Origin of the sequence: Devosia sp., assembly GCF_025809055.1 — a bacterium.
Taxonomy (GTDB): Bacteria; Pseudomonadota; Alphaproteobacteria; order Rhizobiales; family Devosiaceae; genus Devosia.
On the sequence record NZ_CP075529.1, the window covers coordinates 1,387,551 to 1,402,512 of the forward strand.

General features: G+C 63.6%; 14 protein-coding genes. 9 read left to right on the plus strand and 5 right to left on the minus strand.

Features of this window, described 5'->3' with window-relative positions:
* The first annotated feature begins 15 nt into the window (after nt 1–15).
* From pstC to phoB, 5 genes are all read left to right on the plus strand, one after another.
* Nucleotides 16–1,395 (plus strand): phosphate ABC transporter permease subunit PstC, encoded by a 1,380-nt coding sequence (pstC, locus tag KIT02_RS06785; RefSeq protein ID WP_297583956.1) that lies wholly within the window; start codon nt 16–18, stop codon nt 1,393–1,395.
* Nucleotides 1,392–2,747 (plus strand): phosphate ABC transporter permease PstA, encoded by a 1,356-nt coding sequence (gene pstA / locus KIT02_RS06790; RefSeq protein ID WP_297583957.1) that lies wholly within the window; start codon nt 1,392–1,394, stop codon nt 2,745–2,747. The genes pstC and pstA overlap by 4 nt, the downstream gene beginning before the upstream one ends.
* Before the next feature lie 71 nt (nt 2,748–2,818).
* Entirely contained in the window at nt 2,819–3,601 is a 783-nt protein-coding gene (pstB, locus tag KIT02_RS06795) for a phosphate ABC transporter ATP-binding protein PstB (protein ID WP_297585137.1), read from the plus strand.
* Nucleotides 3,602–3,618: 17 nt separating this feature from the next.
* Nucleotides 3,619–4,329: a phosphate signaling complex protein PhoU gene (gene phoU / locus KIT02_RS06800; protein WP_297583959.1), complete on the plus strand. Its 711-nt coding sequence runs from the start codon at nt 3,619–3,621 to the stop codon at nt 4,327–4,329.
* 155 nt (nt 4,330–4,484) lie between these two features.
* Entirely contained in the window at nt 4,485–5,186 is a 702-nt protein-coding gene (gene phoB, locus KIT02_RS06805) for a phosphate regulon transcriptional regulator PhoB (protein ID WP_297583961.1), read from the plus strand.
* A 29-nt stretch (nt 5,187–5,215) separates the two neighbouring features.
* Here phoB and KIT02_RS06810 read toward each other — a convergent pair whose 3' ends face one another.
* A complete protein-coding gene (locus KIT02_RS06810) occupies nt 5,216–5,572 on the minus strand; it encodes an iron chaperone (RefSeq protein ID WP_297583963.1) in 357 nt (118 codons plus the stop codon).
* A gap of 209 nt (nt 5,573–5,781) precedes the next feature.
* Here KIT02_RS06810 and KIT02_RS06815 point away from each other — a divergent pair, with 209 nt between their 5' ends.
* From KIT02_RS06815 to KIT02_RS06825, 3 genes are all read left to right on the plus strand, one after another.
* Complete coding sequence (locus KIT02_RS06815; RefSeq protein WP_297583965.1) at nt 5,782–6,507, plus strand: phosphotransferase; 726 nt, start codon at nt 5,782–5,784, stop codon at nt 6,505–6,507.
* Nucleotides 6,508–6,644: 137 nt separating this feature from the next.
* Nucleotides 6,645–7,658 (plus strand): LacI family DNA-binding transcriptional regulator, encoded by a 1,014-nt coding sequence (locus KIT02_RS06820; protein ID WP_297583973.1) that lies wholly within the window; start codon nt 6,645–6,647, stop codon nt 7,656–7,658.
* 35 nt (nt 7,659–7,693) lie between these two features.
* Nucleotides 7,694–9,610: a beta-L-arabinofuranosidase domain-containing protein gene (locus KIT02_RS06825; protein WP_297583976.1), complete on the plus strand. Its 1,917-nt coding sequence runs from the start codon at nt 7,694–7,696 to the stop codon at nt 9,608–9,610.
* Nucleotides 9,611–9,657: 47 nt separating this feature from the next.
* Here the strand turns inward: KIT02_RS06825 and KIT02_RS06830 are convergent, their stop codons facing one another.
* The gene (locus KIT02_RS06830) at nt 9,658–11,097 is read right to left on the minus strand and encodes an aldehyde dehydrogenase family protein (protein WP_297585139.1); all 1,440 of its coding nucleotides are present in this window, start codon (nt 11,095–11,097) and stop codon (nt 9,658–9,660) included.
* 46 nt (nt 11,098–11,143) lie between these two features.
* On the minus strand, nt 11,144–12,295 hold the full coding sequence (locus KIT02_RS06835) for a fumarylacetoacetate hydrolase family protein (RefSeq protein WP_297583979.1): 1,152 nt from the start codon (nt 12,293–12,295) through the stop codon (nt 11,144–11,146).
* A gap of 193 nt (nt 12,296–12,488) precedes the next feature.
* Between KIT02_RS06835 and KIT02_RS06840 the strand changes: the two genes are divergently transcribed.
* Nucleotides 12,489–13,205 carry an SIMPL domain-containing protein gene (locus KIT02_RS06840; RefSeq protein WP_297583982.1) on the plus strand — a complete coding sequence of 239 codons (717 nt, stop codon included), beginning with the start codon at nt 12,489–12,491 and terminating at the stop codon, nt 13,203–13,205.
* A 283-nt stretch (nt 13,206–13,488) separates the two neighbouring features.
* Here KIT02_RS06840 and KIT02_RS06845 read toward each other — a convergent pair whose 3' ends face one another.
* Nucleotides 13,489–14,319 carry a sulfite exporter TauE/SafE family protein gene (locus KIT02_RS06845; protein WP_297583985.1) on the minus strand — a complete coding sequence of 277 codons (831 nt, stop codon included), beginning with the start codon at nt 14,317–14,319 and terminating at the stop codon, nt 13,489–13,491.
* 2 nt (nt 14,320–14,321) lie between these two features.
* Nucleotides 14,322–14,741 (minus strand): secondary thiamine-phosphate synthase enzyme YjbQ, encoded by a 420-nt coding sequence (locus KIT02_RS06850; RefSeq protein WP_297583988.1) that lies wholly within the window; start codon nt 14,739–14,741, stop codon nt 14,322–14,324.
* Nucleotides 14,742–14,962: the final 221 nt, after the last annotated feature.

A 14,962-nucleotide genomic window follows, 5' to 3' on the forward strand; every position in this document is an offset into this window, starting at 1 on the left:
TAAGGACCTGACCCCGTGAACACTTTGATCGTTGCCGGACTGCTCCTTGTTCTGCTTGGCCTCGCCTATCAGATGGGCTGGTCGAAAAGCCGGGCGCTCGCGACCCCGCAGGGCGTGCGCGTGCATTCCCGGTCCCAGTATCACGGGACGCTGGCGCTGTTGTGGACGCTGGTCCCGGCCGTGCTGATCCTGGCCATCTGGGCCTTCTTTTCCCCCGGCGTGACGCACTGGTACGCGGTGTCGCAGATCCCTGCCGACGTGCTGACCAGCCTCGACCAGATCGGGCTCAATCAACAGTTGCAGCGCATCCGCGACCTGGCATCGGGCTTCGGCGTCGCCGGCGAAGTGCAGCCCTTTGAAGTGGCTGCGGGTGAAAATCTCGGCCGGTTCCAGTTATTGAGCTTTCTCATCATGCTGGCCGCGGCGGCAGGACTGGGCGTCTTGGGGCTGATGCTGGCCCGGCGCCGCATTTCGGCCAGGCTGCGCGCCCGCAACGAAGTGGAGCGGGCCGTAATCGTCCTACTCATCGCCTGTTCGGCGGTGGCCATCCTGACCACGGTGGGCATTGTGGCTTCGCTGGTCACCGAAGCCTTCCGCTTCTTCACCTATGTGAACCCGCTCGACTTCTTCTTCGGCACCGTCTGGGCCCCCAAATTCAGTTCGACCGGCGCTGGCGATGCCGGTCAGTACGGCCTCCTGCCCCTGCTTACCGGCACGCTGATGATCTCGGCCATCGCCATGCTGGTCGCGGTTCCGGTGGGGCTGATGACGGCCATCTATCTCAACCAATATGCGCACCGCTCGGTCCGCAAGATCGTCAAGCCGATCATCGAAATTCTCGCCGGCATCCCCACCATCGTCTATGGCTTCTTTGCCCTGGTGACAGTGGGTCCCTTCCTGCGCGATTTCGGCAATGCCATCGGCCTGCCCATCAGCGCCACCAGCGCCCTCACCGCCGGGCTGGTCATGGGCGTGATGATCATCCCCTTCATTTCCTCGCTCAGCGACGACATTCTCAACCAGGTGCCGCGCACCCTGCGCGACGGCGCCTATGGGCTGGGGGCCACGCAGTCGGAAACCATCCGCAACGTGCTGCTGCCCGCCGCCCTGCCCGGCATCGTCGGCGCCTTCCTGCTCGCGGTCAGCCGCGCCATCGGGGAAACTATGATCGTGGTGCTCGCTGCCGGCAATGCGCCCATCCTGCGCGGCAATCCGCTGGAGCCGGTCTCGACCATCACTGTCTCCATCGTCAACCAGCTCACCGGCGACACCGATTTCACGGGTCCGCAATCGCTGGTGGCCTTCGCGCTGGGGCTGACGCTCTTCATCATGACGCTCTGCCTCAACATCGTCGCCCTCTATATCGTCCGCCGCTTCCGGGAGCAGTATGAATGACCGACTCCACGCTCGCTTCCGCCGCTGAACGCCGCAAGCTGGTGCGCGCCGGGCTCACCCGCCGCCATGCCGGAGAGCGCCTGTTCCGCGCATTCGGGGTCATCGCCATCTGCCTGGCACTGGGCTTCGTCGCGCTGCTGTTCACAGACGTGCTGCGCAAGGGCATTCCGGCCTTTACCCAGTCCAATATCCAGCTGGCCGTAACCTTCGATCCCGAGCTGCTCAAGGTCGATGCCGCGCCCGAGCGCAGCCCGGGCCAGTCCGACGCCGATTTCCGCGCCGCGCGGCTGGGCTGGGAGCGGCAGGTGGCCATGCTGAACTGGAACACGGTCGTCGAAGCTGCCTTGCGCAATGCCGCGCCAGAAGGCTTCGAGATCGACAGCCGCCAGATCCTGACCATTGCCGAAACCGATGCCCGCCATCGTGTCCGCGAGATTTTCGTCCGTGATCCGGCGCTGCTGGGGCAGACCGTGACCGTCGACCTGCTCGCCTCGGCCAATACCGACAACTGGGTCAAGGGCAATATCGACCGCAACCTGGCCGACAGCCAGCAGCAGCTTTCCGCGCCCGCTCGTGCCCTGATCGACATTTTCGAGGAGAACGGCACCATCAGCCAGGGCTTTGCCTGGTCGCTGTTTTCCAATGTGGACTCGCGGTCCGCCCCGGCCGCGGCCGGCCTGCTCGGCGCGCTTCTGGGCTCCATGTGGATGATGCTGATCGTGGTGATCCTGGCCGTTCCCATCGGCGTCGGCAGCGCCATCTATCTCGAGGAATTCGCGCCCAAATCGCGGCTGACGGACCTGATCGAGGTCAATATCAACAATCTCGCCGCCGTGCCGTCCATCGTCTTCGGCCTGCTCGGTGCCGCCGTCTTCATCAACTGGTTCCGCCTGCCGCTGTCGGCGCCGCTGGCCGGTGGCTTGGTGCTGACCCTGATGACGCTGCCCACGATCATCATTGCCACCCGCGCGGCGCTGAAAGGCGTGTCCCCGGCACTCCGCCAGGCGGCGCTGGGCATGGGCGCCTCGCGCACGCAGATGGTGTTTCACCACGTGCTGCCGGTGACCTTCCCCTCCATCCTGACCGCGACCATTATCGGCGTGGCCCAGGCGCTGGGCGAAACTGCGCCGCTCCTGCTGATCGGCATGAATGCCTTCGTCGCAGCCGTACCGGCGACGCCGATCGATCAGGCTACGGCCTTGCCGGTGCAGATCTATCTCTGGCAGGGCAACGAGAACCGCAATTTCTTCGAGCCCCGGACCTCTGCCGCGATCATGGTGCTGCTCGCCTTCATGATCACGCTCAATGCCGTCGCAATATTCCTGCGCTCGCGCCTCGAAAAGCGCGCTTAAGGAGATCGAGAAAAATGGATATCCTTGCCCAATCGGCCAACAAGCCGGCCACACGGACCCCGAGCGCCGACATGAACCCGCTAGACGTTCTCGCCCACCCGATCCGCCTGACCGCCCGCGACGTCACCGTCCACTATGGGACCAAGCAGGCGCTGCATGGTGTGTCCATCGACATTCCGGACCGCGCCGTCACCGCCTTCATCGGCCCCTCGGGCTGCGGCAAATCGACTTTCCTGCGCTGCATCAACCGCATGAATGACACGATCGAAGGCGCCCGCGTCGGCGGCCGGATCGAACTCGACGGCGAGGACATCTATGACCCCAAGCTCGACGTCGTCGAGTTGCGCGCCCGCGTCGGCATGGTGTTCCAGAAGCCGAACCCCTTCCCCAAATCGATCTACGACAATGTCGCCTATGGCCCGCGCATCCATGGCCTGGCGCGCAACAAGACCGATCTCGACGAGATCGTGGTGTCCTCCCTGCGCAAGGCCGGCCTTTTCGAGGAGGTCAAGGATCGCCTCAATGAACCGGGAACGGGCCTCTCCGGCGGCCAGCAGCAGCGCCTGTGCATTGCCCGCGCCATTGCCGTGGGGCCCGAAGTGATCCTGATGGACGAGCCCTGTTCAGCTCTCGACCCCATCGCCACCGCCATCATCGAAGAGTTGATCGACGAGCTGCGGGCCAATTACACCATCGTCATCGTCACCCACTCGATGCAGCAGGCCGCCCGCGTCAGCCAGAAGACCGCCTTCTTCCACCTGGGCAACCTGATCGAGCAGGGCGAAACCGAAGACATCTTCACCAATCCGGTGAACAAGCAGACCCAGGACTATATCATGGGCCGCATCGGCTGATCGGGAGAGGAAATCAAATGCCCAATACCGGCACCGACCACATCGTCACCTCCTATAACGAGGAACTCCTGTCCCTCGCCCAATCCATTGCGGAAATGGGCGGGCAGGTAGAGGTAGCCATCGAAAATGGCACCCGCGCCTTGCTGAAACTCGATCGCGAACTGGCCGATGTCACCATCATCGCCGATCAGCGCATCGACGACATGCAGCGCAAGATCGACGACATGGCCGTATCCATGATCGCCCGGCGCCAGCCAATGGCCTCGGACCTGCGGGCGATCATCACCGCCATTCACGTTGCCAACGATCTCGAACGCATCGGCGACATGGCCAAGCAACTGGCGCGCCGCTCGCTCAAGCTCGAAGGCATCAACCTGCAGCCCACATTCTACAACGGCGTCAAGAACATGACGGCGCTGGTCCTGCGCCAGGTCAAGGACGCGCTCGACGCCTATGGCAATCGCGAAGCCGATGCGTCGGTGGAGGTGTGCAATCGCGACGATGAAGTCGATGCGATGCACACCTCGCTGTTCCGCGAATTGCTGACCTACATGCTGGAAGACCCGCGCAACATCACCACCTGCACGCACCTGCTGTTCTGCGCCAAGAACCTGGAACGCATCGGCGACCACGCCACCAATATCGCCGAGCGCGCCTATTACCTGGCCACCGGCAAGCAGCTCACGGCCGATGTCCAGCAATTGCAACGGACGCAGATCAAGGCCTGACCTACAGGCCCGGCACACCAGTAGACCTCATCCTGAGCCTGTCGAAGGACGAGGTCGTGCCAATAAACTATCGATTGCTCGACCTCGTGGTTCGACAGGCTCACCATGAGGTCTTCGAGCCAGCGGTGAATTGCGCTCAAAGGGAGCACGTCCATATGCCCGCGACTATTCTTGTTGTCGAAGACGAAGGCGATATCGCCCTGCTGTTGCGCTACAACCTGGAAGCGGAAGGCTTCCGGGTGGTCACCGCCGAAACCGGCGACGAAGCCCAGCACGCCATCGCCGAAAAGCTGCCCGACCTGATCCTGCTCGATTGGATGCTGCCCGAAATTTCTGGCATCGAACTCTGCCGGCGCCTGCGAGCCCGCGAGGAAACCAGCCGTGTGCCGATCATCATGTTGACGGCGCGCGGCGAGGAAGAGGAGCGGGTGCGCGGCCTGACCACCGGCGCAGATGACTATGTCGTCAAGCCGTTCTCGGTGCCGGAACTGCTGGCCCGCATCAATTCACTATTGCGCCGCGCCAACCCCAACCTGGTCACGGCCGCCCTGAAGGTCGGCGATCTGGAGCTAGACCGGACCACCCACCGGGTGCGCCGCGCCAATCGCGACGTGCACCTGGGCCCCACCGAATATCGCTTGCTCGAATATCTCATGCGCCACCCCGGCCGCGTCTATTCGCGCGAGCAGTTGCTCGACGGGGTCTGGGGCAATGACGTTTATGTCGATGAGCGGACTGTGGACGTCCATATCGGCCGGTTGCGCCGCGCCATCAATCGCGGCCGCGAATCCGACCCCATCCGCACCGTTCGCGGCGCCGGCTACGCCTTTGACGAGCGCTTCGCGGCGACGGCCTGAGGCCGCGGCGACCGGGCCACGCGAGTGTCCTAGACTCCAAGTGCCTCGCGTGATGCCAGAGCCAGGGCAACTACGAGATCATCGGGGATAGGCTTTGCCGGTGAGAAGGTGACCCCGGTCTTGCTGGCCTTGAGCCCGGCTGCGGCGATTGCCTCGGCCTGGGCGGCAATCGCCCCCTTGTCGACATAGAGGCCGCATTGCTTGCTGAATGCACCGTAGCCGGCAATCATCGACTTGCCGGAGGCGAACCCCGGCATGTTGTATTGCATGACCTCTTCCGCGTCGGGCAACGTCTTGGCCAGAAGGATCCTGAGCTGCGCGAGCATCGGACGAAGCGCCTCCGATGCGGCAGCAATGTAGGCGTCGTGGTCGGCTGGTCCGGTCATGCTGCACTATCGGCCATTGCACAGATCGAGGCAACCAGAGGCGCATGCGTCCTGAACCTTTTCCGATGGTCCAAGGCCATACACGCTGCTACCACAAGGCGCCGAAACGTGGAGAACCGGCATGGCCCAATTTGCTCATGGAATGATGCAATCCCTCGGTGGCCTTGCCGGCCACGAGCGCCTCGACGACGAAACGGTGTGCCTGAGCTATGTCCCTGCCTGACGATACCGCTGACCAGACTGAAACCCTCCTCACCGGCGGTCAGGTCAATCACGTGGTCCGCATCGGCGATACGGTGCGCCGTGCCACCGGACGCGATATGTCGCGCCAGCACGCGCTCTTTGCGCATCTGGCTGCCAAGGGATTTGCCGCGACACCGCGATTTCTCGGACACGACGAAAAGGGCCGGGAAATCCTGAGCTTCGTGCCCGGTGAAGTCCTGTTCGAGAAGGACGACTTCTCGGACACCCAACTGATTGCCGCCGCCCGGCTCCTGCGCGCCTATCACGACGCCACCGTGGATTTTCCGCCCGTTCAAGAGGCCTGCGGCGAGGTCATGTGCCACAATGACTGGACACCGGCCAACACCACCTTTGTCGACGATCTGCCCGCGGGCATGATCGATTTCGACACGGCCATGCCGGGAACGCGGCTGTGGGACCTCACCTATTCCACATGGATGTGGCTGGGTCTCAACGAGCCGGTCTGGACTGCCGAAGACCAGCGGCGGCGTCTCGTCCTGTTCGTCAGTGCCTATGGCCACCCCACCTGCACCCCGCATCTGGTTGCCGCCTGCCTGCCGTCGCGCCAGGCCGGCCGCATTCATGTGGCGCGTCAGAAAGGCATGCATGCCGCCGTCACCTGGGCCGAAAATGCCATGGCCTGGACGCTGGACAACATCACCGAACACTTTCAACCATCCGGCCTCACCTGACCGCTTGCAGCCGCCAGATCGCCGCGATACGATGATCGCGGAAAAGCTTTTCCGATCTCCGTCATGGCACGCCCGTCCTCCCAAGGCTCCGGCGCCATACATTTCGGAAAAGCTTTTCCCAGTCTAGCGAGCACCCCGTGACCGACACCTTGAACCGCACCACTCTCCGCGACGTCGCCCGCAAGGCGGGCGTGAGCCTCGGCACGGCGTCCAAGGCGCTCAACAAGTCTGGCACTCTGCGGGCGGAAACCCGCGAAAAAGTCCTTGTGGCAGCGCGCGAGCTCGGTTTCCGGCCCAATGACCTGGCCCAGGCCCTGCATCGCGGGCAGAGTTATACGGTTGGCCTGATCTCCAATGACAGCTTCGGCCGCTTCACCATGCCGATCATGGAAGGGCTTGAGCGCGTGCTGCATGAAGAGGGCATTGCCCTGTTCATGTGCAATGCCACCGACGACCCGGCGCGCGAACAGCGCCATATCGACCAGTTGCTCGGCAAGCGGGTCGATGGCCTGGTCTTCACCGGCCGCCGCGCCGACCGCCGCGCCGCGCCGGGCGTTGCCCTGGGCGGTGTCCCGGCTCTCTATGTTTTCGCGCAGAGCGATGCGCCGGGCGCCGCCTGTCTGCTGCCGGATGACGAAGGCGGTGCCCGCCTTGCCGTCGCCCATCTGCTCAACACGGGACGGAAGCGTCTCGCCCATGTTTCGGGCCCCGAGGATTTCGAGGCCGTGCGGCTGCGTCGCGCCGGCTTCGAAGCCGCCCTGGCCGAAGTGCATATGCCTGTCCATCCGGACATGATTCTGCACGGCGCCTGGTCCGAGGCCTGGGGCCGCGCGGCCGCACGGGACCTTCTTAACCGAGCTGAACCGCCCGACGCGATCTTTGCCGGAAACGACCAGATCGCCCGTGGCATCCTCGACACGCTGCATGACCGGGGCCTGTCGGTTCCCGGCGAAATCGCGGTCATCGGCTTTGACAACTGGACAATCATGGCCGAGGCCGCGCGTCCCGCGCTGACGAGCATCGACATGAACCTTGATGCACTCGGCGAGGAGGCCGGCCGCAGGATCGTCCGCATGATCCGCGGCGACACCGTGTCGGGCATTACCCGGCTGCCCTGCACCCTGGTTCGCCGCGCCAGCACCACACAATAGCAACGAGGCCCAACAAAAGGGCTGGAGGAGACCAGATGCGCCGCTATTCCCCCGTCGATTTCACCCGCGTGAGCCTCACCGGACAGTTTTGGGCCGAACGCCTGGAAACCGTGCTGACCCGCACGGTGCCGAGCCAGTATGACAAACTGGGCGAGAGCGGCATCCTCGAATCCCTTGAACTCAAGGACCCGCCGCCGCCGCTGCGCATCCCCCGAATGGGCGGCCCCGACGGTCACACCCACCAGGTGTTCTGGGACAGCGATATCGGCAAATGGATCGAAGCGGCCGGCTACGCCCTGCGCCATCGCCGCGACGCGGGACTGGAAGCCAAGGTCGATGCCATCGTCGACCGCCTTGCCGAGGTGCAGATGGCCGATGGCTACCTCAACCTCTGGTATCAGGGCCATGAGATCGACAAACGCTGGACCAATATGCGCGACCGGCACGAACTCTATAATGCCGGCCACCTGCTCGAAGGCGCCATTGCCTATTTCCAGGCCACGGGGCGGCGCAAGCTGCTCGATGTCCTCGAACGCTATCTCGATCATATCCGCACCATGTTTGGCACCGGGCCGAACCAGAAGCGGGGATATTGCGGCCATCAGGAAATCGAGCTGGCCCTGGTCAAGCTCTATCGCCTGACCGGCGAGAGAAAGCAGCTGGACCTGGCCGCCTATTTCATCGACCAGCGCGGCCAGCAACCGCACTATTTCGACGAGGAAGCGGTGGCGCGGGGCGCCGATCCCAAGGATTTCCACTTCTACAAGACCGGCAACCACCAGTATTCGCAGTCGCACAAGCCGGTGCGCGAACAGGACAAGGTCGTCGGCCACGCTGTGCGGGCCATGTATATGTACACGGCCATGGCCGACCTTGCGGCGGAATTGAACGATAACAGCCTCCGCCAGGCTTGCGAAACGCTGTGGAAGGATGTCACCACCACGCGCATGTATGTGACCGGCGGGTTCGGCCCCTCCGCCTCCAACGAGGGGTTTACCACCGATTACGACCTGCCCAATGACACGGCCTATTGCGAAACCTGCGCCTCGATCGCCTTCATCTTCTGGGCCCAGCGCATGCTCAATCTCGACCTCGATGGCCAATATGCCGATGCCATGGAACTGGCGCTCTACAATGGCGCCCTTTCCGGACTGTCTCGCGACGGCGAGCTCTATTTCTACGAGAACAAGCTCGACAGCGCCGGACAGGATCGCCGCTGGCCCTGGCATCCCTGCCCCTGCTGCACCATGAACGTGTCCCGCCTCGTGGCTTCGGTCGGCGGCTATTTCTATTCGGCCGGACCGGATTCCATCGTGGTCAACCTCTATGGCGGCAATCGCGCCGAACTCGAGGTGAGCGGGCGCCGCGTGCGTATCGAGGACCATTCCAACTATCCCTGGTCCGGCAAGATCAAGCTCACGCTGCATCCCGAGGGCTCGGGGGCGTTTGCGCTGAAATTGCGGGTGCCAGGCTGGGCAGGCGGCGCAACCGGCGCCGTCAATGGCAGCCCTCTGGACATGACTGGCCCGCTCGAAAACGGCTATCTCGTCATCACCCGGGACTGGGGCGATGGGGACGTGGTCGAACTCGACCTGCCCATGCCGCCACGCCGGCTCTATGCCAATCCCAAGGTGGTCATGGATCGCCACCGCGTCGCCCTCGCGCGCGGCCCGCTGGTCTATTGCGCCGAGCAGGCCGACAACAGTGTGGCGGTTCCCGACCTGAGCCTCAGCCGGACCGCCGCGATCCGTGAGCAGCAGAGGGATGACCTGTTCGACGGCATCGTCGCGCTGACGGCCGAGGCCGAGACCATCGCCACGGACGATTGGGGGCCAGACCTCTACCGCACGACGCCGCCAAAGGCGACACCGGTCACTCTGACCGCAATACCCTATTATCTGTGGGCCAACCGGGAGCCGGGCCCGATGCAGGTCTGGATCCGCGAGAGCTGACAAAAAACGGGGCCAGATGGCCCCGTTCTTCTTTAAACCCGGATCGATCAGCCGGCGGCGGTATAGGCCGTCTTGACCACGGTGAAGAACTCTGCCGCATAGCGGCCCTGTTCGCGCGGACCAAAGCTCGAGCCCTTGCGGCCGCCGAAGGGCACGTGGAAATCGACGCCGGCGGTCGGCACATTGACCATCACCATGCCGGCTTCGGCATTGCGCTTGAAGTGCGTCGCGTATTTCAGCGAGGTGGTGACGATGCCCGCCGACAGGCCGAATTCGGTGTCATTGGCCGTGGCGAGGGCTTCCTCGTAGTCCTTGACCTTGATGACCGCAGCGACCGGCCCGAAGATTTCCTCGCGTGCGATACGCATGGAATTGGTGGCCTCGGTAAACAGGGTCGGCTGCAGGAAGTAGCCCTCGGTATCCTTGCTCACACGGCCACCGCCGGCTGCGAGCTTGGCGCCTTCGGACTTGCCGATCTCGATATAGTCGGTGTCCTGCTTGAGCTGGCCCGGATCAACGACCGGCCCGATCTCGGTGTCCTTTTCCAGCGCATGGCCGACACGGAGGCCAGCCGTGCGCTCGGCAAGTGCTGCCACGAACTTGTCGTGGATGCCTTCGGTCACAATGACGCGGCTCGAGGCCGTGCAGCGCTGGCCCGTCGAGAAGAAGGCCGACTGCGCGACGCTTTCCACCGCGACCTTGAGGTCGGCGTCGTCGAGCACGATGGTGGGGTTCTTGCCGCCCATTTCGAGCTGGAACTTGCGTCCATGCTCGATCGAGGCCGCGGCAACGCGCTTGCCGGTACCCACCGAGCCTGTGAAGCTGATGGCGGCAATGTCCTTGCTGTCCAGCATGGTCTGGCCGACGACCGAGCCCTTGCCCATGACCAGGTTCAGCACGCCCTTGGGCAGGCCTGCCCGCACCAGAATATCGACAATGGCCCAGGTTGAACCGGGCACCAGATCAGCCGGCTTGATGACCACTGTATTGCCATAGGCCAGGGCCGGGGCAATCTTCCAGGCCGGAATGGCAATCGGGAAGTTCCAGGGCGTGATGATACCGACCACGCCAATCGGCTCGCGGGTGATCTCGACACCAACGCCCGGACGCACCGACGGCAGCACTTCGCCCGAAAGGCGCAGCACTTCACCAGCAAAGAAGTCGAAAATCTGGGCGGCGCGGGTCACTTCGCCAATGCCCTCGGGCAGGGTCTTGCCCTCTTCGCGGCTGAGCAACTCGCCCAGTTCCTGCTTGCGGGCGGTGATCTCGTCGGAAGCCTTGCGCAGGATGGCGTGGCGCTCGAGAATGCCCGACCGCGACCATGCCGGAAACGCAGCCTTGGCGGCAGCGATGGCCTGCCTGGTTTCTTCGGCTGTGGCACGGGCATAAACGCCCACCACTTCGTTGATATTGGACGGATTGATATTCTCCGTCCCATCCGAGCCAACCCACTCGCCATCGATCAGGTTCTTGTGCAGTTCGGTCATCATTCGGCCTTTCAAGGTGGTGTAGCGCCCGGGAGGAGCAGCGGAACTAAAGGAGATTGGCGCGCGCCAGATCGCGCAGCAGATGGCTGGTCCCGTAGGTCCAGGGCGGACATTTGGTGGAAAGATTGACGCGGTTGGTCAACCTACCCAGGCTGGGTGTCGAAATCGAGACGACGTCCCCGATCTTGTGCGTAAATCCCTTGCCGGCCCCGTCGCGATCTTTGACCGGTGCAAACATGGTGCCGAGATAGAGCACCAGGCCGTCGGGATACTGATGATGTTCGCCCAGCGTGGCGGCGACCAGCGATTCCGGGCTGCGCGAAATCTGGCCCATATTGGACTGGCCTTCGAGCACGAAGCCGTCCGTTCCCTCGACCCGCAGGGCGATCTCTGCCTGCTTGACCGTCTCGAGGGTAAAGTCCCCATCGAACAGCCGGATAAAGGGGCCGAGAGAAGCCGACGCATTATTGTCCTTGGCCTTGCCGAGCAGCAGCGCCGAACGGCCCTCGACGTCGCGCAGGTTGACGTCATTGCCCAAGGTCGCGCCAATGATCGCGCCGGTGCTGGTGACCAGCAGCGCCACTTCCGGCTCGGGATTGTTCCAGCTCGAAATCGGGTGCAAACCCACTTCGGCGCCATGGCCGACAGAGCTCATGGGCTGGCCCTTGGTGAATATCTCCGCGTCGGGGCCGATCCCGACTTCCAGATACTGGCTCCAGACATTCTTCTCGATCAGCGCCGCCTTGACCTTCATGGCTGCCTCGGAGCCCGGAACAAGCTGGCTGAGATCGGTGCCGATCAGATCGAGGATTTCGCCCCGGAGCGCATCGGCCCGGGACTTGTCGCCACGCGCCTGTTCTTCGATGACGCGCTCGAGCAGCGACACCACGAAGGTGACGCCCGATGCCTTGATCGCCTGCAGGTCGATGGGCGAGAGCAGACGCGGCAGGGACGGGTCGGGCGTCGCCGCCAGAGAATTGGCAACAACGGCATCAATGGCGCCGACCGCTTTCCCGGTTGCGCTGCGCACATGGGCAGCCGCATCACCGGCCTCGGCAATGTCCCGCACGGTGGCGCGGCCGGCCGCGGTGATATCGACCAGCTGGCCATCGCGTACCGTAACGATACGGGGATAATCGTGGCCCGGCAGCTGGGCGCGGCCCAGCAAGATCCCTGCAGGGATATCCATCGCAGTCATGCAATTTCCTCTGACATGTCAGCACGTGACTAGCCCAGCGGCCCGGCCCAGCGCAAGCGCACATTGGGTTAAATCATACTTATGTCGATGCCGATGCCGGAACCTGCCCGTTCAACTCCGGTTCATCTGCGCCGCAATACTGACGTATTGGCTGGAGACACGTGTTCGCCAGCAGATACTCAAGGAGATTTTCATGCGTGCCCTCAGCGTCCTCGCTCCCCTCGCCTTGCTCGCCACCGCCCTGCCCGCCTATGCCGGCACCATTTCCATCGAAGGCCGCGGCGAAGTCCGCGCTGCCCCCGACATGGCCACGATCAATTCCGGCGTGACCACCCAGGGCGCGACTGCGCGCGAGGCGCTCGACGCCAATACCGCCGCCATGTCCGAGTTGATTGCCGCGCTCAAGGAAGCGGGGATCGAGGCTCGCGACATCCAGACCTCCGGCTTCTCGGTCAATCCCAATTACGTCTATTCCGACGCCCGCGACGATCTTGGCTATTCCCTGCCGCCGCGGATCAACGGCTATCAGGTCGCCAATACGGTGACGGTCGTGGTGCGTGACCTCGAAGACCTCGGCGCCATACTCGACCGGTCGGTCACGGTGGGTGCCAATACCGTCAATGGCGTCAGCTTCTCGGTCGCCGATCCGGCCGAACTGCTCAACGAGGCCCGCAAGGCCGCATTCGCCGACGCCCGCGAAAAGGCCGAACTCTACGCCACGGCCGCCGGCGCCGAACTGGGCGAACTCGAATCGATCAGCGAACGGCAGGACTTCAACGGTCCACAGCCCTATCCGATGTATGCAAGGGCCGAAATGGCGCAGGCCGCCGACGTGCCGGTTGAGGCGGGCGAACTGACCTTCGCAATCTCGGTGAATGTTGCGTGGGATTTGAACAACACGGCCGACTAAACGGTTGAAGTTTGCACCGGCCGCCACGATTTAGACAAACCAGAACGGCCAAAGGTGCGTTGTACAACTGGGCGGGTTGCCCTCGCGCCGCCCGCCTGACCCCGATCCCCTCATCAGAGGGGGCTTGGGCGGTGGGGACGGATCCACCGTAGTCACCCCGTCCCCACCAACCCCCTTTCCAGTCGCCCGGCAAACCGGCGACTGGCTTTGCGGCGGACCCCAGAGCGTTTTCAAGAAAGGTGGACACCACCTTTCTGGTTCGAAAGCGCGACCAAACCAGCATCTAGCCGAAAATCACTTTCCACAGCATGTTGAGCCCTACGGCGACGAGGAAGATCGCGAAGACATATTTCAGCGTCTTCTGATCCATGCGGTGCGCGAGGGCGGCACCCAGAGGCGCGCACAGGGCCGCGAGCACCCCCACCAGGGCCAGTGCCAGCAGATTGATATAGCCAAAGCTGAGCGGCGGCAGGTTGGCAACGCTCCAGCCGGATATGATGAAGCCCAGGGTTCCCGACACCGCGATGGCCACGCCGATGGCCGCCGAAGTCCCGACGGCCCTGTGCATGGACTGCCCGAAGGCGACCAGCGTCGGCACGGTCAGCGAACCGCCGCCAATCCCCATCAGTGACGACATGTAGCCGACGATGAATGCCGAAATGCGGTGCGTCAGCGACGAGCCGTGCAGGTGCCCCATGAGCCTGGTCTGGAAACCGAAGACGATATTGGCCGCGATCACGAAGGCCATGACCGCAAAGACCACGCGCAGCACGTCGCCGGAATACCAGCCCGCCATCAGCCCACCGACGAAGGTGCCGATCACGATCACCGGGGCCCAGAGCTTGAGGATATCCATGTCGAGCGCCCCCCGCTTGTGATGGGCCCGGGCGCTCATGATTCCGGTCGGGATGATGATGGCGAGGGAGGTGCCGACCGCCACATGCTGGACGATGTCGCCGTCGTAGCCCATCAGCAGGAGGGCATTGCTGAGAGCCGGCACGATGACCGCGCCCCCGCCAATACCCAGCAGGCCCGCAGCGACCCCGGACACCACTCCTGTGGCCATCAGTCCCAAGACGAAGGGCCAGTAGGCGAGCAGGCTGCCCAAATCCATGTTCATTCTCCCGATAGATGCAGCACGATTTCCCGCCGATGCGGCCGGCGCCTGTGCTCGAATAGATAAAGCCCCTGCCAGGTGCCCAGCACCGCGCGCCCGGACATGATGGGAATGCCGATCGACGTCTGGGTCAGGGCGGCGCGTATATGGGCCGGCATGTCATCCGGCCCTTCAGTGGTGTGGACCAGCCAGTCCATGCCCTCGGGCACCAGCCTGGCAAAATAGCCGTTGAGGTCGGTCTGCACGTCCGGGTCGGCATTTTCCTGGATGAGCAGCGAACACGATGTGTGCCGTACGAAGGCCGTCACCAGTCCCGTCTGCACGGCATTGGACGCAACGAACGCGGCGAGGCTTTCAGTCACCTCGTAGAGGCCCTGTCCGCGGGTCTGGATCGAAAGCGATTGAACAGCCTGACGCATATCCAGCACCTAGCACGCCGCTCAAAATGGTGGGAGCCCGTTCATCCGCGAACCGTCCACTGCCCCAATGCCGCCGCAAACGCTGCACCTATTCCAAAAGCGCGGAAATCGCCCGGGAACTCCAACACCCCGGATGCGTTGGGAGACTGCGGGGTTTGCTGGCATCAAATGGCTTTGGGGGACGTTCATGTCCAGTTCAGGTGCCACTTGGATGCTTTTGC